The sequence below is a fragment of the Streptomyces sp. NPDC087215 genome, assembly GCF_044744885.1.
Taxonomy (GTDB): Bacteria; Actinomycetota; Actinomycetes; order Streptomycetales; family Streptomycetaceae; genus Streptomyces.
In genome coordinates, this window is the sequence record NZ_JBIUZD010000014.1 from 37356 (window position 1) to 59979 (window position 22624).

Annotated in this window: 23 protein-coding genes; 11 read left to right on the plus strand and 12 right to left on the minus strand. The window is 74.4% G+C overall.

The features are described 5' to 3' along the window. Positions 1-174: 174 nt before the first annotated feature. Positions 175-1548 carry an FAD-dependent oxidoreductase gene (locus tag ACIO92_RS27665; RefSeq protein WP_402284154.1) on the minus strand — a complete coding sequence of 458 codons (1374 nt, stop codon included), beginning with the start codon at positions 1546-1548 and terminating at the stop codon, positions 175-177. 71 nt (positions 1549-1619) lie between these two features. After that, positions 1620-2618, minus strand: coding sequence for a DUF4349 domain-containing protein (locus ACIO92_RS27670; RefSeq protein ID WP_366441333.1), 999 nt, complete (start codon positions 2616-2618; stop codon positions 1620-1622). Between the two features lie 176 nt (positions 2619-2794). On the opposite strand from ACIO92_RS27670, the gene hemG reads away from it, so the two are divergent. Together hemG and hemQ are read left to right on the plus strand one after the other, a co-directional pair. Beyond that, positions 2795-4246 carry a protoporphyrinogen oxidase gene (hemG, locus tag ACIO92_RS27675; RefSeq protein ID WP_366441334.1) on the plus strand — a complete coding sequence of 484 codons (1452 nt, stop codon included), beginning with the start codon at positions 2795-2797 and terminating at the stop codon, positions 4244-4246. Positions 4247-4263: 17 nt separating this feature from the next. After that, complete coding sequence (hemQ, locus tag ACIO92_RS27680) at positions 4264-4977, plus strand: hydrogen peroxide-dependent heme synthase (RefSeq protein ID WP_366441335.1); 714 nt, start codon at positions 4264-4266, stop codon at positions 4975-4977. A gap of 187 nt (positions 4978-5164) precedes the next feature. On the opposite strand, the gene ACIO92_RS27685 is transcribed toward hemQ, so the two are convergent. From ACIO92_RS27685 to ACIO92_RS27700, 4 genes are all read right to left on the minus strand, one after another. Next, entirely contained in the window at positions 5165-6187 is a 1023-nt protein-coding gene (locus tag ACIO92_RS27685; RefSeq protein WP_402284157.1) for a TIGR04222 domain-containing membrane protein, read from the minus strand. A 7-nt stretch (positions 6188-6194) separates the two neighbouring features. Next, positions 6195-7757, minus strand: a complete 1563-nt coding sequence (locus ACIO92_RS27690) for a DUF692 domain-containing protein (RefSeq protein WP_402284160.1) — start codon at positions 7755-7757, stop codon at positions 6195-6197. An 83-nt stretch (positions 7758-7840) separates the two neighbouring features. Next, entirely contained in the window at positions 7841-8320 is a 480-nt protein-coding gene (locus ACIO92_RS27695; RefSeq protein ID WP_366441338.1) for a hypothetical protein, read from the minus strand. Further along, a complete protein-coding gene (locus tag ACIO92_RS27700) occupies positions 8310-8789 on the minus strand; it encodes a copper-binding protein (RefSeq protein ID WP_366441339.1) in 480 nt (159 codons plus the stop codon). Before ACIO92_RS27700 ends, ACIO92_RS27695 begins: the two co-directional genes overlap by 11 nt. 248 nt (positions 8790-9037) lie before the next feature. On the opposite strand from ACIO92_RS27700, the gene ACIO92_RS27705 reads away from it, so the two are divergent. Further along, positions 9038-9613, plus strand: coding sequence for a sigma-70 family RNA polymerase sigma factor (locus ACIO92_RS27705; protein WP_366441340.1), 576 nt, complete (start codon positions 9038-9040; stop codon positions 9611-9613). Positions 9614-9618: 5 nt separating this feature from the next. Beyond that, positions 9619-10281, plus strand: coding sequence for an anti-sigma factor family protein (locus tag ACIO92_RS27710; protein WP_402059455.1), 663 nt, complete (start codon positions 9619-9621; stop codon positions 10279-10281). Between the two features lie 256 nt (positions 10282-10537). Here the strand turns inward: ACIO92_RS27710 and ACIO92_RS27715 are convergent, their stop codons facing one another. Beyond that, the gene (locus ACIO92_RS27715) at positions 10538-11245 is read right to left on the minus strand and encodes a peptidyl-tRNA hydrolase (protein ID WP_401241753.1); all 708 of its coding nucleotides are present in this window, start codon (positions 11243-11245) and stop codon (positions 10538-10540) included. A 70-nt stretch (positions 11246-11315) separates the two neighbouring features. Between ACIO92_RS27715 and ACIO92_RS27720 the strand changes: the two genes are divergently transcribed. The 3 genes from ACIO92_RS27720 to ACIO92_RS27730 are packed head-to-tail and all read left to right on the plus strand — an operon-like array spanning position 11316 to position 13629. Beyond that, positions 11316-11990 (plus strand): AIM24 family protein, encoded by a 675-nt coding sequence (locus ACIO92_RS27720; RefSeq protein WP_402284163.1) that lies wholly within the window; start codon positions 11316-11318, stop codon positions 11988-11990. Next, positions 11987-12982 carry an ATP-binding cassette domain-containing protein gene (locus ACIO92_RS27725; RefSeq protein ID WP_402284165.1) on the plus strand — a complete coding sequence of 332 codons (996 nt, stop codon included), beginning with the start codon at positions 11987-11989 and terminating at the stop codon, positions 12980-12982. The genes ACIO92_RS27720 and ACIO92_RS27725 overlap by 4 nt, the downstream gene beginning before the upstream one ends. After that, the gene (locus tag ACIO92_RS27730) at positions 12979-13629 is read left to right on the plus strand and encodes an ABC transporter (protein WP_402284167.1); all 651 of its coding nucleotides are present in this window, start codon (positions 12979-12981) and stop codon (positions 13627-13629) included. The genes ACIO92_RS27725 and ACIO92_RS27730 overlap by 4 nt, the downstream gene beginning before the upstream one ends. Before the next feature lie 7 nt (positions 13630-13636). Here the strand turns inward: ACIO92_RS27730 and ACIO92_RS27735 are convergent, their stop codons facing one another. From ACIO92_RS27735 to zapE, 5 genes are all read right to left on the minus strand, one after another. Continuing rightward, the gene (locus ACIO92_RS27735; protein WP_402284170.1) at positions 13637-14536 is read right to left on the minus strand and encodes a polysaccharide deacetylase family protein; all 900 of its coding nucleotides are present in this window, start codon (positions 14534-14536) and stop codon (positions 13637-13639) included. 131 nt (positions 14537-14667) lie between these two features. Then, entirely contained in the window at positions 14668-15594 is a 927-nt protein-coding gene (locus ACIO92_RS27740) for a PPK2 family polyphosphate kinase (protein WP_402059346.1), read from the minus strand. A gap of 98 nt (positions 15595-15692) precedes the next feature. Further along, positions 15693-17078, minus strand: coding sequence for an alkaline phosphatase PhoX (locus tag ACIO92_RS27745; RefSeq protein ID WP_366441346.1), 1386 nt, complete (start codon positions 17076-17078; stop codon positions 15693-15695). 134 nt (positions 17079-17212) lie between these two features. Then, positions 17213-17638 (minus strand): OsmC family protein, encoded by a 426-nt coding sequence (locus ACIO92_RS27750; RefSeq protein ID WP_351781568.1) that lies wholly within the window; start codon positions 17636-17638, stop codon positions 17213-17215. Between the two features lie 35 nt (positions 17639-17673). Beyond that, on the minus strand, positions 17674-18759 hold the full coding sequence (zapE, locus tag ACIO92_RS27755; RefSeq protein ID WP_402284173.1) for a cell division protein ZapE: 1086 nt from the start codon (positions 18757-18759) through the stop codon (positions 17674-17676). A gap of 36 nt (positions 18760-18795) precedes the next feature. Here zapE and ACIO92_RS27760 point away from each other — a divergent pair, with 36 nt between their 5' ends. The 4 genes from ACIO92_RS27760 to msrB all read left to right on the plus strand — a co-directional run bounded on the left by ACIO92_RS27760 (position 18796) and on the right by msrB (position 22447). Next, on the plus strand, positions 18796-19578 hold the full coding sequence (locus ACIO92_RS27760) for a pyrimidine reductase family protein (protein ID WP_366441348.1): 783 nt from the start codon (positions 18796-18798) through the stop codon (positions 19576-19578). 106 nt (positions 19579-19684) lie between these two features. Continuing rightward, entirely contained in the window at positions 19685-20155 is a 471-nt protein-coding gene (locus tag ACIO92_RS27765; protein WP_366441349.1) for an indole-3-glycerol phosphate synthase, read from the plus strand. 470 nt (positions 20156-20625) lie between these two features. Further along, positions 20626-22017, plus strand: a complete 1392-nt coding sequence (gene murC, locus ACIO92_RS27770) for a UDP-N-acetylmuramate--L-alanine ligase (RefSeq protein ID WP_401241732.1) — start codon at positions 20626-20628, stop codon at positions 22015-22017. A 22-nt stretch (positions 22018-22039) separates the two neighbouring features. Continuing rightward, complete coding sequence (gene msrB / locus ACIO92_RS27775) at positions 22040-22447, plus strand: peptide-methionine (R)-S-oxide reductase MsrB (RefSeq protein WP_401241729.1); 408 nt, start codon at positions 22040-22042, stop codon at positions 22445-22447. The last annotated feature ends 177 nt before the right edge of the window (positions 22448-22624 follow it).

The window sequence follows — 22624 nt, forward strand, 5'->3', positions numbered from 1 at the left end:
CCACGACGACGGCACGGACCCACGACGGCCGCCGGGAACCTCCCCGGCGGCCGTCGCCGTCCCCGTAGCCGCGCTTGTACCGCCGTACCCGTACCGCCGTACCCGCGGCCGTATCGCCGGAGCCCCGCCGACGGACGCCGGGGCGCCCGAGCCGCCCTCGCGCCCGCCGCCGCCTCAGCCCGCCGCGCGGACCGCCGCCGTCGCCTTGCGGGCCGCGACCAGGACCGGGTCCCACACCGGTGAGAACGGCGGCGCGTACCCCAGGTCCAGCGCCGTCATCGCCTCCACCGTCATCCCCGCCGTCAACGCGACAGCCGCCACGTCCACCCGCTTCGCCGCGCCCTCACGGCCCACGATCTGCACCCCGAGCAGCCGCCCCGAACGCCGCTCCGCCAGCATCTTCACCGTCATCGGCGCCGCCCCCGGGTAGTACCCCGCCCGGCTCGTCGACTCCACCGTCACCGAGACGAACCGCAGCCCCACCGCACGGGCGTCCTTCTCCCGCAGCCCCGTCCGCGCGATCTCCAGATCGCACACCTTCGACACGGCGGTGCCCACCACCCCCGGGAACGTCGCGTACTCCCCGCCCACGTTCGTCCCGATCACCTGACCCTGCTTGTTCGCGTGGGTCCCCAGCGGCACGTGCCGCTCCCGGTTCGCCACCAGGTCCAGCACCTCCACGCAGTCACCGCCCGCCCACACGTCCTCGTGCCCCCGCACCCGCATCGCCAGGTCCGTCAGCAGCCCGCCGTGCGCCCCCACCGGCAGGCCCGCCTCCCGGGCCAAGGACGTCTCCGGCACCACACCCATCCCGAGGACCACCACGTCCGCCGGATACTCGGCCGCGTCCGTCGCCACCGCCCGCACCCGCCCGTCCGGACCGGTCAGGACCTTCGTCACCTCCGCCGCCGCCACCGTCCTGATCCCCAGGCCGTCCATCGCCCGGTGCACCAGCCGCCCCATGTCCGGATCGAGCGTCGCCATCGGCTGCTCACCCCGGTGCAGCACCGTCACCTCGTACCCCCGGTGCAGCAGCGCCTCCGCCATCTCCACCCCGATGTACCCGGCGCCCACCACCACCGCCCGCCGCCCCGGCGACCCCGCCAGCGAGTCCAGCAGCGCCTGCCCGTCCTCCAGGGTCTGCACCCCGTGCACCCCCGGCGCGTCGATGCCGGGCAGTGCCGGACGCCGGGGCCGCGCCCCCGTCGCGATCACCAGCTTGTCGAAACCCGTCCACGACTCCGTACCCGCCGCCAGGTCCCGCGCCAGGACCCGGCGGCCCGCCACGTCGATCGCCGTGACCTCGGTCCGCGTCCGCAGACCGATGCCCCTGGCCCGGTGCTCCTCCGGCGACCGCGCGATCAGCTCCTCCCGCGCGGCCACCTCACCGCCGACCCAGTACGGAATCCCGCACGCCGAGTACGACGAGAACCGGCCCCGCTCGAAAGCGACGATCTCCAGTTCCTCCGGACCCTTGAGCCTGCGTGCCTGGGACGCGGCGGACATCCCCGCCGCGTCACCCCCGATGACCACCAGTCGTTCCCTCATGCACCCATTCTCAAGGGCCCGGTTCTCCTCCGGGGCGCTTCAGCCGGTGGAACACCCCGCGCCCCTCCGGTTCACTCGCCAGGAGTCCCGGGGGACTCCAGCGGACCGGGCGGCACCGGGGCCCCGGCGGCGTTGCGGGGGGCCGTCGACGGCACGGGGGAGCCGGTGCCCCGCGTCCGGCGGCGCTCGGCCAGGCGGGGACGGACCAGACGGCGCCACAGCAGGTACGCCACCAGGGCCACCACCAGCCACGGGGCCAGCGCCGCGAGCACGATCCCGATCCAGGCGACCGCCGCCGCGAGCGCGTTCCACCCGCCCGCCAGCGCGTCACCGAAGCCCGGACGGCCCGGCTCCTCCGCCGCCGCCTCCTTCGAGTTCTCCAGCAGCGTCAGCCTGATCGTCGCCAGCGACGTCCGGTCCTCCAGCGAAGCCCGCTGCGCGAGCAGCGACTCCAGGTCCGCCTGCCGACGGCTCAGCTCGCCCTCCAGCGTCACCACGTCGGCCAGCCGCTCCGCCCGGTCCATCAGCGTCCGCACCCGGGCGACGCTCGCCCGCTGGGTCGCGATCCGGCTCTCGACGTCCACGACCTGCTCGGTCACGTCCTTGGCGTCCGCCTTGCGGGCCAGCAGCTTCCCCGTACCCGCCAGTTCCCCCAGGACGGAGTCGTACCGCTCCTGCGGCACCCGGAGCACCACGGTGGACATCATGTGCTCGCCGTCGGTCCGCTCCGTCGTCTCGTTCTCCACGCGCCCGCCCGCGCCCACCGCCACCCGGCGTGCCGTGGCCAGCGACTTCGCCGCGTCGGCGACCTCCACTTCCAGCGAGGCCGTCCGGATGACGTGCTGCTGGGCCGGAACCTTCGTCTTCGCGGACGACGCCCCCGGCGAACCCTTCCCCGCGTCCGCGCCCCGCGCGGCCCCGCCCTCCTCGTAGCCCCGCGCCGCGCTCAGGTCCCCCTTCTCCGAGGCCCCCTCCGTGGCGCCCGCGCAGCCGGTCAGCGCCAGCGCGGCGGTGAGCAGGACGGCCCCCGCCGCCGTACGCGTTCTCGCCGTGGTCCGTACGCTCTTCATCGGTCCCCCCAGGGATCGTCGGTGAGTATCGGTCCTTGGACGTACGCGCCTCCGGAACCGGTTGCCGTCCGCCGATCCCGAAGTGGTCACGGTCCGGCCTCGGAACGGAAGCCCCGGGGCCCCACCACGGCACGCCCCCGGACAAGGCGTCCCGGGCGATTTGAGAGAGTGGTCCCATGAACGCGGACACCACGGGACCCCATGTCGTCGTCGCCGGAGGCGGTATCGCCGGACTCGCGGCCGCCCACCGGCTGGCCACCGCCGGTCACCGGGTGACCCTCCTCGAAGCGGGCCCCCGGCTCGGCGGCAAGCTGCTCGCCGGGGAGATCGAGGGCGCCCCCGTGGACCTCGGCGCCGAGTCGCTGCTGGCCCGCCGTCCCGAGGCCGTCGAACTGGCCCGCGCGGTCGGCCTCGGCGACCGCCTCCAGGCCCCGGCCACCACCACCGCGTCCGTCTGGTCCCGGGGCGCCCTCGTGCCCATGCCCAAGGGCCACGTCATGGGCGTCCCCGGCGACGCCCGCGCCGTCGAGGGACTCCTCTCCGAGGACGGTCTGCGCCGCGTCGGCCTCGACGCCGCACTGCCCCCGACCGACATCGGCGACGACATCGCCATCGGCGCGTACGTAGCCGCCCGCATGGGCCACGAGGTCGTCGACCGGCTCGTCGAACCCCTCCTCGGCGGCGTCTACGCCGGAGACGCCTACCGCATCTCGATGCGCGCCGCCGTCCCCGCCCTCTTCCACGCCGCCCGCGCGCACCCCACGCTCACCGACGCCGTCCGCGCCGTCCAGTCGGCCGGTGCCACCGTCCCCGCAGACCCGGCCGGGGCCGCCACCGGACTCGGCGGATCCGTCTTCCTGGGGCTCCGGGGCGGCGTCGGCACCCTGCCCGGCGCCGTCGCCGACGCCGTCCGCGCCGCGGGCGGCGAGATCCTCACCGACACCCCCGTGACCTCGCTGCGCCGCACCGGGGACGGCGGCTGGCGGGTCGCGGCCGGCGACCGCGTCCTCGACGCCGACGCCGTCGTCCTCGCCACCCCCGCCGGGCCCGCCGCCGCGCTCCTCGCCGACCACGCGCCCGCCGCCGCCACCGAACTGCGGGCCGTCGAGTACGCCTCCATGGCCCTGGTCACCCTCGCCTTCCGGCGCACCGACATGCCCCGGCTGGCCGGTTCCGGCTTCCTCGTGCCGCCCGTCGACGGGCACACCGTCAAGGCGTCCACCTTCTCCTCGCAGAAGTGGCGCTGGGTCACCGAAGGAGCCCCCGGCCTCTTCGTGCTCCGCACCTCCGTCGGCCGCCACGGCGAGGAGGAGCGGACCGACCGCGAGGACACCGACCTCGTCGCCGCCTCCCTCAAGGACCTGGCCGCCGCCACCGGCCTCGCCGCCCGGCCCGTCGCCACCACGGTCACCCGCTGGACCGGCGGCCTGCCCCAGTACCCGGTCGGCCATCTCGCCCGGGTCGCCCGGGTCCGCGAGGCGGTCGCCGCGCTCCCCGGACTGCGGGTCGCGGGAGCCGCGTACGACGGTGTCGGCATCCCCGCGTGCGTCGCCTCGGCCCACCGCGCGGCCGACGAGATCATCGCCACGTCGAAAAGGACCGACCCCGGTGCGGGGCACTCCCTGTGACGGGCGAGAATAGGCGCATGAGTGCGCCCGAAAAGATCCCGAACGCCGGTAAGAAGGCGAAGGACCTCAACGAGGTCATCCGCTACACCCTGTGGTCCGTCTTCAAGCTGCGCGACGTTCTCCCCGAGGACCGAGGCGGCTACGCCGACGAGGTCCAGGAGCTGTTCGACCAGCTCGCCGCCAAGGACGTCACCGTACGCGGCACGTACGACCTGTCCGGTCTGCGCGCCGACGCCGACGTCATGATCTGGTGGCACGCCGAGACGAGCGACGAGCTCCAGGAGGCGTACAACCTCTTCCGCCGCACCCGCCTGGGCCGCGCCCTGGAGCCGGTCTGGTCGAACATGGCGCTGCACCGTCCCGCCGAGTTCAACAAGTCGCACATCCCGGCCTTCCTGGCCGACGAGAACCCGCGCGACTACGTCTCGGTCTACCCCTTCGTGCGCTCCTACGACTGGTACCTGCTGCCCGACGAGGACCGTCGCCGGATGCTCGCCGACCACGGCAAGATGGCCCGCGGCTACCCGGACGTGCGCGCCAACACCGTCGCCTCCTTCTCGCTCGGCGACTACGAGTGGCTCCTCGCCTTCGAGGCGGACGAGCTGCACCGCATCGTGGACCTCATGCGCCACCTGCGCGCCTCCGAGGCGCGGATGCACGTCCGCGAGGAGGTCCCGTTCTACACCGGCCGTCGCAAGAGCGTCGCCGAGCTGGTGGCGGGCCTGGCCTGACGGCCGTACGAAGACCTGGTGGCGGCCCGGCTCCCGGCCGGGTGCGCCACCCACGACCCGGAAGATCAGACGGCGGGCGGGAACGTTTCGCCCGCCGTTCCAGCGACACCGGGTCCGGCACCGGGTGCGGCGCGCCACAGCGCGCCGCACCGGCGTCCTTTCCGGGCCCTTCCGGCCCGCCCTCGCCTCAGCCGCCGCTCGAACCGCCGCACGAGCTGGAGCTGGAACTCCCGCACGAGCTGGAGGAACCGGAGCCGCCGCAGGAGGAACCGCTCCCGCCGCCGCAGCCGGAGCCCCCGCCGGAGCACGCACCGGACGAGCAGGAACCGCCGCCCCCGGAGCAGGAGCTCCCGCCGCCGCACGCGCCGGTCCCCGCGCACCACACGGCCGCCGCCCCGGCGGCGTCCCCGGCCCAGGAGGCGTGTCCGGACGGCGTACGGCCCCGGCCGCCGCGCCCCCGGCGCCTGACCGGGCCGTAGAACCGGGCGGCGGCGACGAACCGCTCCCGCAGCACCGGGTCCGGCAGGGCCCCGAGGCCGTGCAGCGCCACCAGATGACCGGCGTCCCCGGGACGCGCGTGCCCGGCGCCGTACGCGGACACCGCCCGCCGCCCGGCGGAGGTGACCTGCCCGGCACCGAGGGCCCCGCAGACGACGGCCGTGACCCCGGCGGCGATCAGCGCGGGCGCCACCTTCAGGACGAACGGGACGGGCAGCTCCTCGGCGGTCGCGAAGTCCAGCACGGTGAGGACGACCGCCACCGGGAACAGCAGGAAGGACAGGACGCCGACCACCGCGCACCGCCGCAGGACGGACCGCCGGACCGCCGGGGCGACGAGCAGCCCGCGCGCGGCGAGACCGTCGCCGATCTCCTGGACCGCCGGGTGCCGCATCACGGCCTGCCGCAGCCGGTGCAGGGCCCCGTGCGGGTCTTCGGCGTGCGCCTGGAACACCGCGCGCTCCACCGGGTCGTACGCGAGGGGGCGGAGCACCGACACGATGCCGGGGCCGCCGACCGCCAGCCTGCCGTCGGCCTGTAGCGCGGCGAGGGCGGTGTCGGCGACCCTGGCGGGCCCGCCGTTGAGGAAGGCCGCCTCGTAGCGGTCGTGAAGGGGCCCGCCGGGCCCGCGACGGGACCGGACCAGCCCGGTGACGACCAGCGCGATGCCGACGGCGGCGGCCAGGTAGTGGACCGTGACGGCGATGTTCACGGGCACCTCATCTCCGGGCCAGGGCGTGCCGGGCGGCCCGGACGAGCCGGGTCGCGCGGCCGGGCGGACGATTGCCGGAACGGTCCTGCCACCACGCGGTCAGCTCCCGCCGCGCCCCCTCCCGCTCCGGCCGTCCGGCCGCCAGGAGGTGCTCGGCGAAGTCCAGCGCGTCCCGGCGGTAGTTGCCGGTCATGGGGCGGGACCTGGCGTACGCGAGGAACGCGGGCCGGAATCCGCTGCCCAGGATCTCGGGCAGTTCGGGCGCGACCTTCGCGACGATCCCGGCCCGCTTGGCCGCGAGCGCCCGGCTCTGCACCCCGAGCCTTCGGGTGTCGAAGCCCTCGGGTGCGGGCGTCCCGGCGACGAGCGCGGAGAGCAGCGACACCTGGGCGACGGCGACCCGCTGCCGGGCGCCGGGAGCGACGACGGGGCCGCCGCACGCGGACGGGGTGTTGTCGGTGGGTGGTCCGACGGGTGCTCCGACGGGCGGGTCCGACCCGGCGGACGGGACCGCGCTGTCGGGCCCGGGTGCGGGCGTGGGGGCCGGTGCGGACACGGGCCGGTCGACCGGCCTCGCCCACGACGCCGACCCTGCCCCTGCCCCCGGCTCCTGTCCCGGCTCCGGTCCCGGCTCCGGCCCGTTCGGCATGGTGCCGCCCGAGACGCGGGCGCCCGCGCCGATGAGCAGGGGGTGGCGGGCCGGTGCGGGGCGCCGGGAGGCCCGTACCCCGTGACGGCCCGCCGCCCGCGCCCCCGCGACCGTCGCCCTGACGGCGCTCAGTTCGTCGGCGAGTTCCGTCGCCGGAGGGAAGTCGTCGTCCCGTTCGAGCAGGACGCCCGGCGGAGCGACCCGGCCCGCCAGGTCCGCCAGGATGCCCAGGACGGCCTCCGGGACGGGGTGCGCGTGCGTGTCGTGCCAGACGCCGTCCCGCTCCACGCCACCGGCCACGTGCACGTACGCGAGGGCTTCCAAGGGAAGTTCGGCCAGCGCCCGCGCCGGGTCCTCGCCCCGGTTGACGTGGTTGGTGTGCAGATTGGCGACGTCGATCAGGAGCCGCACCCCCGTGCGCTCCACCAGTTCCGCGAGGAACCGGCCCTCCGACATCTCCTCGCCCGGCCAGGAGACGAGCGCCGCTATGTTCTCCAGGGCCAGCGGAACGGGCAGCGCGTCCTGCGCGACGCGCACGTTCTCGCAGAGCACGTCGAGCGCGTCCCGGGTCCGGGGCACCGGCAGCAGGTGGCCCGCTTCCAGGAGCGGTGTCGCGGTGAGCGGCCCCCCGGCCCGTACGAACGCGATGTGTTCGGTGACCAGCGGCGCCCCCAGCGCCACCGCCTTCTCGGCCAGCGCCGCGAGGCGCGCCGGGTCGGGCCGGTCGGCGCCGCCGAGCCCCAGCGAGACTCCGTGCGGGACGACCGTGACGCCGCGCTGCCGCAGCCTGGTCAGTGAGTCGGGCAGATGGCCGACGCAGATGTTCTCCGCGACGACCTCCACCCAGTCGATCGCGGACAGTCCCTCGACCGCTTCCGCGATCTCGGGACGCCAGCCGATGCCGATGCCGAGTTCCGTCATGTCCCCCTCCTTCGGGTCCTCAGTCACCCGGGTGATGGCCCCGCGGCGGCTGTTCGAATCCCAGGAGGGGGACGTTCAGAGCTTCATTTGAGGTTCCGGCCGGGAGTCCGGCCGGGAGTCCGGGCCGGAGGGGACGGAGGGGATGGAGGGGCCGGACGGGGCGCTCGGGGCGCTCGGTGGCCGAGAGCGGTCACCGCGAGGGCGATCAGGACGGCCGTACCCGCCGTCTCGACGTACAGCGTCGGCCGTACGAGCTCCGCGTGGACCGACTCCTCGAACCCGAACAGGCCGGTGGTGAGGCTGAGGACCAGGGCGCCCAGGGTGCCGGCGGTGAACAGCGCGGCGACCGAGGCGAGCGGGGCGAGCCCGCGTACCGGGGTGACCAGCAGCGCCACGGCGAGCAGCAGCCCGACGACGCCGTTGACGAGGAACAGCGGCCCGATGGTGGTCAGGTCCCGGTAGCCCTCGGCCCACAGCCAGAGGTGGATGGCGGCCATCGCGCCGGTCAGGCCCGCACCGGCGAGGCGCAGGACGAGCCGTGCGACCGCCCGGTCAGTAGCCATTGCCGGGAGGGGGCGTGGGGGCGTTGACGCGGTCGGTGGGGGCGGGGGCGCCGCCGACGGTGATCTGCGTCTTCATGCCGAGGTCCTTGTGGCCGTCGACGGGGCAGAAGACCTGGTAGGTGCCGGACTTCAGGTTCACGGTGAGTGTCGTGGATCCGCCGGGCTGCAGGGTCTTGGTGCGGTTGTTCCCGCCGGGGCCGTCCAGCTCCAGGGCGTGTTCCGTGTGCCCCTTGTTCTCCGCGGTGAAGGTGTACGGGCCGGGGTGGTACGTCTGCGGCGACAGCTGGATGTGGAAGTCGGTCAGCACGGCCGTGACCTGGTTCGCGGACGAGGAGACGGACGTCGCCGGGGGTGGGGCGGTGGTGGCGCCGGTGGTGGTGCCGCCGCCCCCGCAGGCGGCGAGCAGTCCGACGAGGCCTCCTGTGGTCAGACCGAGGAGCACGCGCCGACGGGTGAACGGGATGGTCATGAGTCGGTCCTCCGGTTGTTTCCCCCTGCCAGGGGTACGGGCCGACCCGGCCGGGGGATTGCGGCGGGGGCGGGGGGTTCAGGCGATCGGGCTCGGGGCCGGGGCCGGGGCCGGGGCGCCGGGCGACCGGGCCGGGTTTCCGGGCGATCGACGATCGGGCTCGATCGAGGGGAAGGGAGAGGGGAGAGGGGAGGAGGGAGGAGAATGGGCGGGGCAATCCCTTCCGGGCCGCGGACCGTATCCCTGGCATGTGGCGCATGGGACTTTCTCCCGGGCGGGTGTCCGACGAGGCACTGCTCACCGGCCTGACGACGGGCGATCCCGCGCTCGCCGTCGCGTTCGTGCGCCGCTTCCAGGGCCCGGTCTTCGGCGTGGCGCTCGCGGTCCTCGGGGACGCGCAGCTCGCCGAGGACATCGCCCAGCAGACCTTCGAGCGGGCCTGGCGGCACGCACAGGTGTACGACTCCCGGCGCGGCTCCGTGCGGACCTGGCTGACGGTCATCGCGCACAACCTGGCGGTCGACGCGGCACGGGCCCGGCGGGCCCGCCCGGTCGCCCCCGAAGACCTGGACGCGCTCCTCGGCGCGGTGACCGAGACGCCCGAGCGGCGGGCCCTCGCCGACGACAGCGCGGAGCGGGTCCGGCGGGCGGTCGCGGAGCTGCCGAGGGAGCAGGCGCGGGCCCTGGTGATGGCCGGGATCTACGGGATGACCGCGCGGGAGGTCGCGGCGGCCGAGGACGTGCCGCTGGGCACGGCGAAGACCCGTATCCGGACGGGGACGCTCAAGGTCAGGGCGCTGCTCGACACGGTGGAGGGACGGTGAACGACATGGAGTGCGAGCGGCTGCGGGAGCTGGACGCCGAGCTGGCGCTCGGGGTCCTCCCGGCCCGTGAACGGGCCGAGGCGCTGGCCCATCTGGACCGCTGCCCGGACTGCCGTGAGCACGTCGAACGGCTGACGGCGGCCGGTGACGGGCTGCTCGCGCTGCTGCCGGACGCGGAACCGCCGGTCGGTTTCGAGAGCCGGGCGGTACGGGCGATGGGCGCGGCGCCCGCGCCGAAGCGCGGCAGGTACCGGCTGCGGCTCGCGGCGGCGGGTGCCGCAGCTGCCCTGGCCTGCGGGTTCGGCGGGTGGGCGGTCGGCACGGTGGTCGAGGGCGCGCCCCCGGCGGTCTCGCAGCAGACGGCCGGGGGCCTGCGGGAGGCGTCCCTGGTGGCCGACGGACAGACGGTGGGCCGGGTCTTCGCCCACGGCGGGGACGGCGGCTGGGTCTACATGTCGGTCGACCTCGGTGGCTCCGCCCGGGGCCCGGTGCGCTGCCTCCTGGTGCGCGCCGACGGATCGACGGTCCCGGTGGGGACGTTCTCCCTCAAGGACGGTTACGGCGCCTGGGGCGCCCCGGCGCCCACCGATCCGGCCACGGTGACCGGCGCCCGCCTGGTCTCCCCGAGCGGCACGGTCCTGGCGACGGCTTCGTTCCCGGTGGCGTAGTGGCGTAGGTGGGGTGGCCGGGAGCCGGGAGCCGGTCGGCAGGGTGTCGCCGGGCGGCCGGTCGGGCCCTTCAGACGCCGGTCGTCAGCCGGTCGGCCGGGCCGACGGGAGTCCGGGAGCCGGGCCCGCGAGCGCCGCTCAGTCCGGTGGGCCCGTACGGCGCTCGCGGGCCCGGCGGCCCGGCGGACGTGCGAGCCCGTCCCCCCGACCGGTCCTCCCGGCCCGTCCCCCCGGCCCGGGGTGACCCCGGCCCGCCCTACGGCAGGTCGAGCCGCAGACGGGGAGCGAAACGCTCGCTGCCCTCGGCGACGACCGTCTCGCCCGGGGCGATCTCCGTGAAACCCGCGTCCCGGACCACCGGAAGACCACTCGCGACCAGTGCCGCCCACCGGTCGGCCGGGGCCGTCCGTACGGCCAGCGGGAAGCCCGCGGCGCGCCAGGCCGCGCGGTCCGCGTCCGGCATCGCCCGCCACAGGAGCTGCGCCCCGTGGCCCGCCTGGGCCATCGACTTGCCCGCCGTCATGTCGAGCTCCGGGTTGAACCAGAGCGTCACCGCCCCGTCCGGCACCGGGCCCGGCTCGGCCGGGTCGTCGAGATGGGTGCCCGAGACCTGGAGGCGGGCGAGGTCCTTGGGCCAGCCGTCGAGCGGGACCGGCGGGAAGACCCGTACCTCCGCCTCCTTCCCGGAGACGGTGATCCCCGGGAGCGTCCCGGCGCGCCGCCACTCCGCGCCCCGCGCCCGGCGCACCACCTTGCGGATGCGGGCGTCCTCCCAGTCCGCGACCGCCCGCGCCCACTCGCCCTCGCCGAGGGAACGCTCGTCGGTGAGGATCTCCAGGACGGCGCGCGCGGCCGTCTCCAGGGCATCGGTACGGGCCGGGGGCGCGTCCCGTTCGATCCTCACCACCAGGGGGAGGACGAACTGGGGCTTTTCGTCGCGGAGGTCGGTGTCGTCGCTGCTCACCCGGCAAGTCTGCCACTGCCGGGACGGGGGATCGTTGTGGGAATCGGAGCTTCCGGGACAGGATGCCCGTATGAAGAGCGACCTTTTCGTCGGCGAACACCTCGCCGAGACGTCCGATTTCCCCGGGATGACCCTCCAGAACACGAAGTCGGTCAAGTACACCGTGAACGGCGAGATGCACGCGCGCCAGGGCTCGATGATCGCCTACCGGGGCGACCTCCAGTTCGAGCGCAAGGGCCAGGGCATCGGCGGGCTCCTGAAGCGGGCCGTCACCGGCGAGGGGCTGGCGCTGATGGCCGTGCGCGGCCAGGGCGAGGTGTGGTTCGCGCACGAGGCGCAGAACTGTTTCATCGTCGAGATCGAGCCGGGTGACGCGTTCTCCGTGAACGGCCGGAACGTGCTCTGCTTCGACTCCACCCTCCACTACGAGATCAAGACCGTGAAGGGCGCCGGGATGACCGGCGGCGGCCTCTTCAACTCCGTCTTCTCCGGCCGGGGGAAGGTCGCCCTGGTCTGTGAGGGCACCCCGATCGTCATCCCCGTCACCCCGCAGGCCCCGGTGTACGTCGACACCGACGCGGTCGTCGGCTGGAGCGAGCAGCTGCGGACCTCGCTCCACCGCTCGCAGTCGCTCGGTTCGATGATGCGGGGCGGTTCCGGTGAGGCGGTGCAGCTGAAGCTGGAGGGCCAGGGCTTCGTGGTCGTCCGGCCGAGCGAGCTGACCCCGCAGAAGACGTCGAATTGAGGCTGGAGCGGGTCGGGCGCAGGCACGGTTCGCGGGGGCCCTGGGTCCTCCGCGAGGTCGTCCTCGATCTGCCCGCCGCCGCTCTCGTCCGGGTCGTCGGCGCCAACGGCAGCGGCAAGTCCACGCTGCTCCGGCTGCTCGCGGGGGTCGACGCGCCGACCGAGGGCCGGATCGAGGGGCGGCCGGTCCTGACCGCGTACGTCCCCGAGCGCTTCCCGGCCGCGCTGCCGTTCACGGCCGTCGAGTACCTGGTCCACCTCGGCAGGCTCCAGGGTCTCGGCCGGGCCGCCGCGCGGGCCGGTGCGGGGGAGTGGCTGGAGCGCTTGGGGGCCGCCGGGCACGCCCGCACCCCGATGGCGGAGCTGTCCAAGGGCACCAGCCAGAAGGTCGCCGTGGTCCAGGCGCTGCTGGCCGGGCCGGGACTGCTGGTCCTCGACGAGGCCTGGACGGGCCTCGACGCGGGGGCGCGCACCGTGCTGGACACGGCGGTGCGCGAGCGCCGGGCGGCGGGTGCGACGGTCGTCTTCGTCGACCACGACCCGCGCCGCCTCGCGGGGGAGGCGGACGCGGTGTACGAGGTGGCGGCGGGGCGGGTGTCGGCGCGGCCCCGGGGCGGAGCGGCCGTGCCGGATTCCGGGGTACGGGCGCCGGGCCGGGTGCGGATCGTCGCCTCCGGCGGCTCCCGCCCGCTGCCGGGGGACCTGCCCGGGGCGCCGCTCGTCCTGCCGGGACCCGGCGCGACCACGGTCCTCACGGTGGCCGCGTCCCACTCCGACACGCTCCTCGGGGCGCTGCTCGCCTCTTCGTGGCACATCGAACGACTGGAGGAGGCGGTGACGGCGGAGACGGGCGGGCCGGAGACGGGCGGGCCGCGGACGACGGGTGCCTCCGACACCACAGGTATCCCAGCCGCACTCGACACCCCAGGCACCCCGAACACACCAGCCACCCCAGCCACCGCGACCCCCACGGCGGAACGGCGGCGGACATGACCGCTCTCCTGCGTTACCAGTCGGGTCTGCTGCTGCGTTCGCAGCGCTGGCTCGCGCCGCTGCTGCTGTACACGGCCTGTCTCGTCGTCGGCATCACCTTCGGGGAGCCGGTGCTCGGCTCGCTCGGTCTCGCCGCCGCCGCTCTGCTGCCGGTCACGGCCTGGTCCGTACGGATCTGTGTCACCCAGGAGCCGCCCGCCGCGCGGGGCGTGGTGGCCGCCGTCGCGGGCCGGGGGCGGGCGCACCTCGCGGCGCTGGCCACCGGCGCGCTCTGGCCGGTGCTGGTCGGGGCCTTCGCGGTGCTGGTGGTGACCCTGACCGGGGACCGGCGAGGGGTGGGGACGGGCGCCGCCCTCGTGACCGGGCTCCTCGCGGTGCTGGCCTGCGCGGGGACCGGCGCCGCTGTCGGCGCGCTGTCCTCACGGCCGTTCCTGCCCGCGCCTGGCCGGTCGCTCGGGGCGCTCGTGCTGGGTTCGCTGCTGGCCCTGGTGACGACCGGCTCCCCGGCGAAACACGCGGTGACGGCGCTGGTCACCGGGGCGCGGACGGCGACGGCCGAGCCGCCGTGGCTCGCGTGCGGGGGCGCGCTGCTGCTCGCGGCGGCCGTGGCGGCGCTGGCCCGCGCGGCCACGGCCCGGCTGGAGTGAACCGGGGTCAGCGGCCCATCAGCTCCGACACCTTGACGAAGCGGTAGCCGCGCGCGCGGAGTTCGGGGACGATCCGGCGGACCGCGGTCTCGGTGACGGGGGCGGCGCTGCGGGTGCAGTGCATGACCACGAGGGAGCCGGGCTTCACGCCGTCGAGGACCTGTTCGGCGACGGCGTCCGCGTCCTTGGCGAAGGCGTCGCCGCTGACGACGTCCCACTGGACGGCGGTCACACCGGTGGGGGCGAGGGCGCGCCGGGCGGCGTCGTCGTAGCAGCCGCCGGGGAAGCGGAAGTAGGGGACGACGTTGACGGCTCCCGCGTTCCGGAAGGCGTCGGCGGCGCGTCGTACGTCGGCGGCCATGTCGGGTCCGGCGACGGTCGGCAGGCCGTAGCAGGGGGACGCGAAGGCGTAGTGGCTGTAGGAGTGGTTGGCGATCTCGAAGCGGGGGTCGCCGCCGATGGCCCTGGCCTGGTCGGGGTACTCCTCCGCCCAGCGGCCGGTCATGAACACGGTGGCGTCGACCTTGAGGCGGCGCAGGGTCCGGATGAGCTGCGGATTGTCGAAGTGCTCGCCCCGGGCGGCCCGGGGGCCCTGGTCGGCGGTCATGTCGGCGTCGAAGGTGAGGGCGACGACCTTCTCGGTGCTCCTGGCCCGGTGGGTGTAGACGGGTGTGAGGCCGCCGGGGGCGGGGGCCAGGGTGGGCGGGGCGGTACGGGCGGGAACCGGCTTGGAGCCCGCCGCCGAGGTGGCCCCGGGCGAGGCGCTCCCGGTGCCGGTCGGGCCGGTCGTGGCCGTCGCCCGTGAGGCCGGGTGCCCGCCCGCGTCCCCGCCCGTGCCGCCGCCGCAGCCGACGAGAACCGCGCCCAGAACCCCGAGCGCCGCCAGGTTTCGTACAGAAATGTTCACGTCCGGAAGTTAACTGATCGAAAACGTCGGCGCGCGCGACGCGACAGCGAGGAGTGCGGAGTCCACGCGTCGGGCCGACGGAGCCCGAGTGCCGGGCTACGGAGTCCACGCGTCGGGCGACGGACCGCCGTTCACGTGGCCAGCAGGCGTTCCCGGCACTCCGCCACGTCGAAGTCTCCCGGCGGGTACGCGGGGGCCAGGGCCTCCAGGTGTTCGAGCAGCAGGGTGCTGATCGCCCAGTTCCGGTACCACTTGCGGTCCGCCGGGACCAGGTACCAGGGCGCGTCCTCGGTGGTGCAGCGTTCGAGGGCGAGTTCGTACGCCTCCCGGTACGCGGGCCACAGGGCCCGCTCCTCGATGTCGCCGACGTTGAACTTCCAGTGCTTCTCGGGGTTGTCCAGACGTTCGAGCAGGCGCTCGCGCTGTTCCTCGTACGAGAGGTGGAGGAAGACCTTGACGACCGTCACGCCCTCGTCCGCGAGGGCCTTCTCGAAGCGGTTGATCTGCCCGTAGCGGTGGCCGATCCGTTTGCGCGGGACCAGTTCCCGCACCCGGGCGATCAGCACGTCCTCGTAGTGCGAGCGGTCGAAGATGCCGATCTCGCCCGCCCTGGGCAGCGCCCGCGTGATCCGCCAGAGGAACGGATGGCTCAGCTCCTCCGGGGTCGGTGACTTGAACGCCTGGATGCGGCAGCCCGAGGGGTTGAAGAGACCGATGACGTGCTTGACCGTGCCGCCCTTGCCGCTGGTGTCCATGCCCTGGAGGACGAGCAGCACCCGGCGCCGGTCGCCCGCCGTGCTCGCCGCGTACAGCCGTTCCTGGAGATCGGCGAGGCGGGGCCCGAGGGCGGCGGTGGCGGCGAGCCCCGCGGCCTTGCCCCCGGGCCCGCCGGGGGTCGCGGCGGCGTCGTACGCGGTGAGGTCGATCCGCTCGCCCTCGGGGACGCGCAGCAGCTCCCGCAGGGGGGTGACCCGCCGGCCCTCCGTCTTCTTCCCGGGGCGCTTCCCTCCGGGGCCCTTCTTCCCGTCCGTCTTCTTCCCGCCGTCCTTCTCCGCCACCTCGGTCCCTTCCGCCGCGCCGCCGGTCCTTCCCCGATCCTGCGACGGAACCCGGCCGTCCGCGAGCGCGCGGGCGGCCGGGCGCTCGGACCGTCAGCTCAGCACCAGGGGCCCGTCACGGCGAACGTCGTCCCCGGCGTGTAGCAGTTGACGTACATCGTGCTCCGGTCGGGCGAGAACGCGACGCCCGCGAACTCGCCCCACTCCGGCGCCTCCGGGCTGCCGATGGCCTTCGCGTTCCGGGCCACCGCGTACACCTCGCCCCGCTCGCTCACCCCGAAGACGTGCTGCGCCCCGTCGCCGTCCTCGCAGACCATCAGGCCGCCGGTCGGCGTCAGACAGATGTTGTCCGGCGACTCGCCGGGCAGCCGGACGTCGGTGCTGGGCCCGAAGACGACGACGAGGGTGAGACGGCGCCGGTGCGGCTCGTACTTCCAGACCTGCCCGAAGTGACCCGCGCCGGAGCCGTCCTTGACGCGGGCGAAGGAGGACACGAAGTAGACGGCCCGCCCGCCCCAGTAACACCCCTCCAGCTTCTGGGCGTGGGTGATGCCCCGGGGGCCGAAGTCCTGGTGCCGGATCGGGGTCCCGGCGGCTCCCGGATCGGGTACGGGGACCCATTCGACCTTGTCGAAGCGGGTGCCGGTCTCCTGGACGACGGAGAGGTCCGGCACTCCGGGGACCCGCATGGCCTCCAGGGTGCCGCCCGCGCGCAGCGAGCCCCGGCCGCCGAGCGGCTCGCGGGGGAGGAAGCGGTAGAAGAGGCCGAAGGGGTGGTCGAAGGCGTCCTCCGTCTCGTAGACGACGCCGCTCGCCGGGTCGATCGCGACGGCCTCGTGCTGGAAGCGGCCCATCGCGGTGAGCGGGACCGCGCCGGTGCGGTGGGGGTCGGCGCCGTCGACCTCGAAGATGAAGCCGTGGTCCTTGGTGTACCCCTTGGTCCCGGCCTTGTCCTCGGTCTCCTCGCAGGTCAGCCAGGTCCCCCAGGGGGTGGGGCCGCCCGCGCAGTTGACGGCGGTCCCCGCGATGGCGACCCGTTCGCCGAGGACGTTGTTCCGCCCGTCGAGCTCCAGGGCCGTACAGCCGCCCTTGGCTGCCGGGTCGTACGTCAGACCGGGGACGGTGGGCACGCCGATCTTGCCGGTGACCTTGTTCTCGTGGTTGCGGACGAGGTGCGTCCGGCCCCGCCGTCCGGCGAAGGCGGCCATGCCGTCGGGGTTGCTGGGGACCGGGCCCTCGCCGGAGCGCATCGGGTCGCCCTGGCGGGAGAGGACCCGGTAGCGGAATCCCTCCGGGAGGTCGAGCAGCCCGTCCGGGTCGGGGACGAGGGGGCCGTATCCGGCCGGGCGGCCGGGCCGCCCGGGGCGGGCCCCGGACACGGCGCCCGCGCTGCCGGTGAAGAGTTCGGAGAGCGCGCCGGTGAAGGCGATCCCTGCGACGGAGGCGCCGGTGCGGGAGAGGATCTGACGTCGGGTCGCGGACATGGGGCAACCACTTTCCTGTTGGCGGACAGGTGGGTGTGACGCGTGACCCGCATGTGGTACCACGCACGGTGGTGGCCCGTGAACCATGCGGATCGACGCGTCGCCTCATGTGGCGCAAGAACGCCGGGGGACGATCAGGCCAGTTCGGCGGTGAGGGTGATCGTCGTGCCCGAGAGCGCCTGGCTGACGGGGCAGTTCTTCTTGGCGTCCTCCGCGATCGACCCGAAGCCCTCGGCGTCGAGCCCGGGGACCTCACCGCGCACGGTCAGGTGGATGCCGGTGATGCCCTCGCCTGGCTGGAAAGTGACGTCCGCCTTGGTCTCCAGACGGGTCGGCACGTGACCGGCCTTGGACAGTCCGTTGGAGAAGGCCATCGAGAAGCAGGCGGAGTGCGCGGCGGCGATCAGCTCCTCGGGGCTGGTCTTGCCGTTGGGCTCCTCGGAGCGGGCGGGCCAGGAGACGTCGTACGAGCCCAGACCGGAGGAGTCCAGGGTGACGACACCCGAACCCTTGAGGAGGTCGCCCTGCCAGACGGTGTGGGCGTGACGCACGGTGGCCATGGTGAATCCCTTTCGACGGGGGTACGGCCTCCAACCTACTGCGGCACGAGCCCCTTGGCGTCGCGGGCGAGCGCGGTGAGCCGGGAGATGGCCCGGAAGTACTTCTTGCGGTAGCCGCCGTTCAGCATCTCCTCGCTGAACAGACGGTCGAAGGGGAGTCCGGAGGCGAGTACGGGTATCTCCCGGTCGTACAGCCGGTCCGCGAGGACGACGAGCCGCAGGGCCGTCGACTGGTCGGGCACCGGCGCGACATCGGTGAGGCAGACGGCCGTGAGGTCGTCGGTGAGCGCGCCGTACCGGCTCGGGTGAACCCTGGCCAGGTGTTCGAGCAGATGCGGGAAGTCGTCGAGGGAGGCGTCCGGCGTCGCGTACGCCGTCTCCGTGACGACCTGGTCGGTGTACGGGGCCGGAGCCTCGGGCAGCCCCCGGTGGCGGTAGTCCTCGCCGTCGATCCGCAGCGGCCGGAAGTGCGCGGACAGGCCCTGGATCTCCCGGAGGAAGTCGGCGGAGGCGAAGCGGCCCTCACCGAGCTTGCCGGGCAGCGTGTTGGAGGTCGCGGCCAGCGCCACGCCCGCCTCGACGAGCCTGCCGAGCAGACTGGAGACGAGGACCGTGTCGCCCGGGTCGTCCAGCTCGAACTCGTCGATGCAGAGGAGCCGGTGCCCGCTCAGGGTCCGCACCGTCTCCTGGAAGCCGAGCGCGCCGACCAGATTGGTCAGCTCCACGAAGGTGCCGAACGCCTTCAGCGCGGGCTCCGCCGGGGTCGCGTGCCAGAGCGAGGCCAGCAGATGGGTCTTGCCGACGCCGTACCCGCCGTCCAGGTACACCCCGCGCGGGCCCGTCGGGGCGGCCGGCTTCCGGGCGAACCAGCGGCGCTTGCCCGCACCGGAGGCGTGCGCCCCGCCCAGCCCCCCGGCGAAGGCGGCCAGCACCTCCACGGCCTCGGACTGGCTGGGCTGGTTCGGGTCCGGGAGGTACGTGTCGAAGCGCACCGAGTCGAACCGGGGCGGTGGCACCATCTCCGCGACCAGACGGTCGGCGGGGACACGGGGCTCGCGCGAGCAGAGCGAGAGCGGGGCCGCCGCGGCGGAGGCGGCTTCGATGGGGGCACGGGTCGACACAGTTCCCCACTGTAAGCGCCATGTCAGACTGCCAGGATGCGCCAACTGCTCCCTGTGACGGACATGACAGCCCCCGTGACCTCGGCGGGGGGCGGGGAATGGTCCCTCGACGAACTCGCCGACGCCTACGCCTATCCGGAGCTCCCGTCCGGAGGGAAGTCCTGGCTGCGGGCGAACATGGTCTCGTCCCTCGACGGCGCCGGTCAGCACGACGGGCGCTCCCAGCCGCTCTCCTCGGAGACGGACATGCGGATCTTCGGCACCCTGCGCGGTCTCGCCGACGTGGTCGTCGTCGGTGCGGAAACGGTACGCCTGGAGGGGTACCGGCCCGCACGCGCGCGCGAGGCCTTCGCCGCCCGCCGCGCCGCCGCCGGACAGGGCCCGGCGCCCGCCATCGCCGTCGTCAGCGCCTCCCTGACCCTGGACTTCACCCTGCCCCTCTTCACCTCTCCGCTGGTGCCGACCCTGCTGCTCACCGGGGCCACGGCGCCCCCGGAGCGGGTGCGGGCCGCGCGGGACGCGGGCGTCGAGGTGGTGGTGGCGGGGGACGGCGCCGGGGTGGACCCGGCGCGGGTGGTGGCGGCGCTCGCCGCGCGCGGGCTGCGGCGGCAGCTGACCGAGGGCGGTCCCCGGCTGCTGGGCCAGTTCGTCGCGGCGGACGTCCTGGACGAGCTGTGCCTGACGCTCTCGCCGACGATGACGGCGGGCGGGGCCCAGCGGATCGCCGGAGGCCCGTCCGTGACGGTCCCGACACGCTTCCAGGTGGCTTCCGTGCTGGAGCGGGACGGCTTCCTCTTCACCCGCTACCTTCGGATCTGACAATCGGCGGAATTTGTCGTTCCGCTTACCGTCCGCTGGGCACACTTACTGTCGCAGACCCCGTGCGGGCACGGGGAAGGATGGTTTCCGCAGAAGGGCTCCTGAGGTGTTCACAAGCGTTCTGATGATCGAGAAGCCCCTCACGTCCGTCGACGTGGAATTCGTCACCACCCTGCACGGCGACGAGGGCGTGTCCTTCATCGTTCTCATGCAGCCGCGTGGTGACCAGGCCGATGTACTGCTGCGTGCCATCGACGACGTCGCCATGGGCGAGCTGAAGGAGGCGACCCGCGAGGGCGAGGAACCGGAGGGCAAGGCCGCCCGGCTCCCCGCCGAGCAGGCCCTGGAGCACTCGCTCCGGGCCCTGCGGGACGCGGGCTGCGAGGCGGTGGGGCAGGTGGTCGAGGACCATCCGCTCGACAAGATGAGGGCGGTGGTCGACGAGTCGGAGGCGGATGAGGTGATCGTGCTGACCGCCCCGCACTACGTGGAGGAGTTCTTCCACCGGGACTGGGCCTCGCGGGCCCGCCACAAGGTGGGGGTGCCGGTGCTGAAGCTCTTCGCGCACAGCGACTGACCGCGATGTAGGCCCGTACGTGCCCGTACGTCCGTGCGAGCGGACGCCCGTACGGATGGACTCGTGGCCGTGCCCCGTGCAGGGGGCACGGCCACGCGCCGCATCGCCCCGGGGGCCGGTTCCGGTTTCGTTTCCGCTTCCGGTGAGCGGACCGGGTGGCAGCAAGGGCCCGACTCCGGGCCGGTCCCGGACGGACCCTGGTTCCGGGGCGGAATCCGGCCGGGAATCCGGCGCGGCCGTCCCCAGGTCCGGGCTCGCCCGCACCCCACACCAGGCACGGCCCCTGCCGACACCCCTGCCCCGGCCCGCCGGCCGGGACCGTCACCGCCGCCGCCCGTACGTCACCGCCCGCCCCGCCCGGTGCCGCCCCGCCTCGCCGTCGTCCCCGCCGTGGTGTCCGCCGGGGGCAGTCCGCCGTAGCCACTACGCTGGGGGTTTCCACGCACGTCGCACCCCGGGGAGAGAACCGCATGGCACCCGCCATTCCCGCCGCCATGGAACGGCCGCACTTCATCGGCATCGGCGGTGCCGGGATGTCGGGCATCGCGAAGATCCTCGCCCAGCGCGGCGCGAAGGTCGCGGGCAGTGACGCCAGGGAGTCGGTGACCGCCGAGTCCCTGCGCGCCCTGGGCGCCACCGTGCACATCGGGCACGCCGCCGAGCACCTCGCAGACGACGCCTCCGCCGTCGTCGTCTCCAGCGCCATCCGCGCCGACAACCCGGAGCTGGCGCGCGCCGCCGAACTCGGCATCCCCGTGGTGCACCGCTCCGACGCGCTCGCCTCCCTGATGGACGGCCTGCGGGCGATCGCCGTCGCCGGTACGCACGGCAAGACGACGACCACCTCCATGCTGGCCGTCGCCCTCACCGAGCTGGGCCTGGACCCCTCGTACGCCATCGGCGGCGACCTCGCGGGCCCCGGCACCAACGCGCTGCACGGCGAGGGCGAGGTCTTCGTGGCGGAGGCGGACGAGAGCGACCGCAGCTTCCAGAAGTACGACCCCGAGGTCGCGATCGTCCTCAACGTCGAGCTGGACCACCACGCGAACTACGCCTCCATGGACGAGATCTACGAGTCCTTCGAGGCGTTCACGGCCAAGATCCGCCCCGGCGGCACCCTGGTCGTCGGCGAGCACACGGGCTCCCGTGAGCTGGCCCGCCGGGTCGCGGACCGCGAGGGCCTGGAGATCGTCACGGTCGGTGAGGGCGAGGACTCCGACGCCCGCATCCTGAAGATCGTCCCGAACGGGATGAAGAGCGAGGTGACGGTCGCCCTCGACGGCACCGCGCACACGTTCACCGTCTCCGTCCCCGGCCGTCACTACGCGCACAACGCCGCCGCCGCCCTCGCCGCCGGGGCCCGCGTCGGCATCGACCCCGCCGAACTGGCCGAGGCGCTGACCGCCTACACGGGCGTCGGCCGCCGCCTCCAGCTCAAGGGCGAGGCCAGGGGCGTGCAGGTCATCGACTCGTACGCGCACCACCCCACCGAGATGACCGCCGACCTGGAGGCCATGCGGGGCGCCGCCGGGGCCTCCCGGCTCCTCGTCGTCTTCCAGCCGCACCTGTTCTCCCGTACCCAGGAACTGGGCAAGGAGATGGGCGACGCGCTGGCCCTGGCCGACGGGTCCGTGGTCCTCGACATCTACCCGGCGCGCGAGGACCCGATCCCCGGCATCACCAGCGAGCTGATCGTCGACGCGGCCCGCGCGGCCGGGGCCGAGGTGACGCCGGTCCACGACAAGGCGACGGTCCCGGACGTGGTCGCGGGAATGGCGGGCCCCGGCGATCTCGTTCTGACCATGGGGGCGGGGGACGTCACGGACCTCGGTCCGCTGATCCTCGCCCGCCTGTCGAGCTGATCAGCCGCTGAGGAGCGAAACCATGGCGTACGAGGTCGAGAAGTCGGACGAGGAGTGGCGGGCCCAGCTGAGCCCGTCGGAGTACCAGGTGCTCCGGCAGGCCGGTACCGAGCCCGCTTTCCGTGGTGAGTACACGGATACCGGGACCAAGGGTGTCTACTCCTGCCGGGCGTGCGGGGCGGAGCTCTTCACATCGAGCGAGAAGTTCGAGTCGCACTGCGGCTGGCCGTCGTTCTTCGATCCGAAGGACAGCGGGGCGGTCGAGCTGATCTCCGACACCTCCCACGGCATGGTCCGCACCGAGGTCCGCTGCTCACGCTGCGGCTCGCACCTGGGCCATGTCTTCGAGGGCGAGGGGTACCCGACCCCGACGGACCAGCGGTACTGCATCAACTCGATCTCGCTGCGGCTGGAGCCGCAGGAGGGCTGACGCGGGCCCCCGGCCGTTCGGCCCGGGAGAGCGGCGAGGAGGGTCACGGGCGGGGGGGCGCGGGGGCCGCCCCCCCCGGGCCCCCCCCCCCCGCCGGCCCCCCGGGGCGGGCCCCCCGCCCCCCCGGGGTCAGGTGCCTGAATTTGCCCACCCGCTCCAAGACGTAAACCCCCCCGG

Excerpts from the sequence above, each read along its gene's own strand:
- ACIO92_RS27665 (WP_402284154.1), bottom strand. The coding sequence starts at position 1,548 with ATGAGGGAACGACTGGTGGTCATCGGGGGTGACGCGGCGGGGATGTCC.
- ACIO92_RS27670 (WP_366441333.1), bottom strand. The coding sequence starts at position 2,618 with ATGAAGAGCGTACGGACCACGGCGAGAACGCGTACGGCGGCGGGGGCC.
- hemG (WP_366441334.1), top strand. The coding sequence starts at position 2,795 with ATGAACGCGGACACCACGGGACCCCATGTCGTCGTCGCCGGAGGCGGT.
- hemQ (WP_366441335.1), top strand. The coding sequence starts at position 4,264 with ATGAGTGCGCCCGAAAAGATCCCGAACGCCGGTAAGAAGGCGAAGGAC.
- ACIO92_RS27690 (WP_402284160.1), bottom strand. The coding sequence starts at position 7,757 with ATGACGGAACTCGGCATCGGCATCGGCTGGCGTCCCGAGATCGCGGAA.
- ACIO92_RS27695 (WP_366441338.1), bottom strand. The coding sequence starts at position 8,320 with ATGGCTACTGACCGGGCGGTCGCACGGCTCGTCCTGCGCCTCGCCGGT.
- ACIO92_RS27700 (WP_366441339.1), bottom strand. The coding sequence starts at position 8,789 with ATGACCATCCCGTTCACCCGTCGGCGCGTGCTCCTCGGTCTGACCACA.
- ACIO92_RS27705 (WP_366441340.1), top strand. The coding sequence starts at position 9,038 with ATGTGGCGCATGGGACTTTCTCCCGGGCGGGTGTCCGACGAGGCACTG.
- ACIO92_RS27710 (WP_402059455.1), top strand. The coding sequence starts at position 9,619 with ATGGAGTGCGAGCGGCTGCGGGAGCTGGACGCCGAGCTGGCGCTCGGG.
- ACIO92_RS27720 (WP_402284163.1), top strand. The coding sequence starts at position 11,316 with ATGAAGAGCGACCTTTTCGTCGGCGAACACCTCGCCGAGACGTCCGAT.
- ACIO92_RS27730 (WP_402284167.1), top strand. The coding sequence starts at position 12,979 with ATGACCGCTCTCCTGCGTTACCAGTCGGGTCTGCTGCTGCGTTCGCAG.
- ACIO92_RS27745 (WP_366441346.1), bottom strand. The coding sequence starts at position 17,078 with ATGTCCGCGACCCGACGTCAGATCCTCTCCCGCACCGGCGCCTCCGTC.
- ACIO92_RS27750 (WP_351781568.1), bottom strand. The coding sequence starts at position 17,638 with ATGGCCACCGTGCGTCACGCCCACACCGTCTGGCAGGGCGACCTCCTC.
- ACIO92_RS27760 (WP_366441348.1), top strand. The coding sequence starts at position 18,796 with ATGCGCCAACTGCTCCCTGTGACGGACATGACAGCCCCCGTGACCTCG.
- murC (WP_401241732.1), top strand. The coding sequence starts at position 20,626 with ATGGCACCCGCCATTCCCGCCGCCATGGAACGGCCGCACTTCATCGGC.
- msrB (WP_401241729.1), top strand. The coding sequence starts at position 22,040 with ATGGCGTACGAGGTCGAGAAGTCGGACGAGGAGTGGCGGGCCCAGCTG.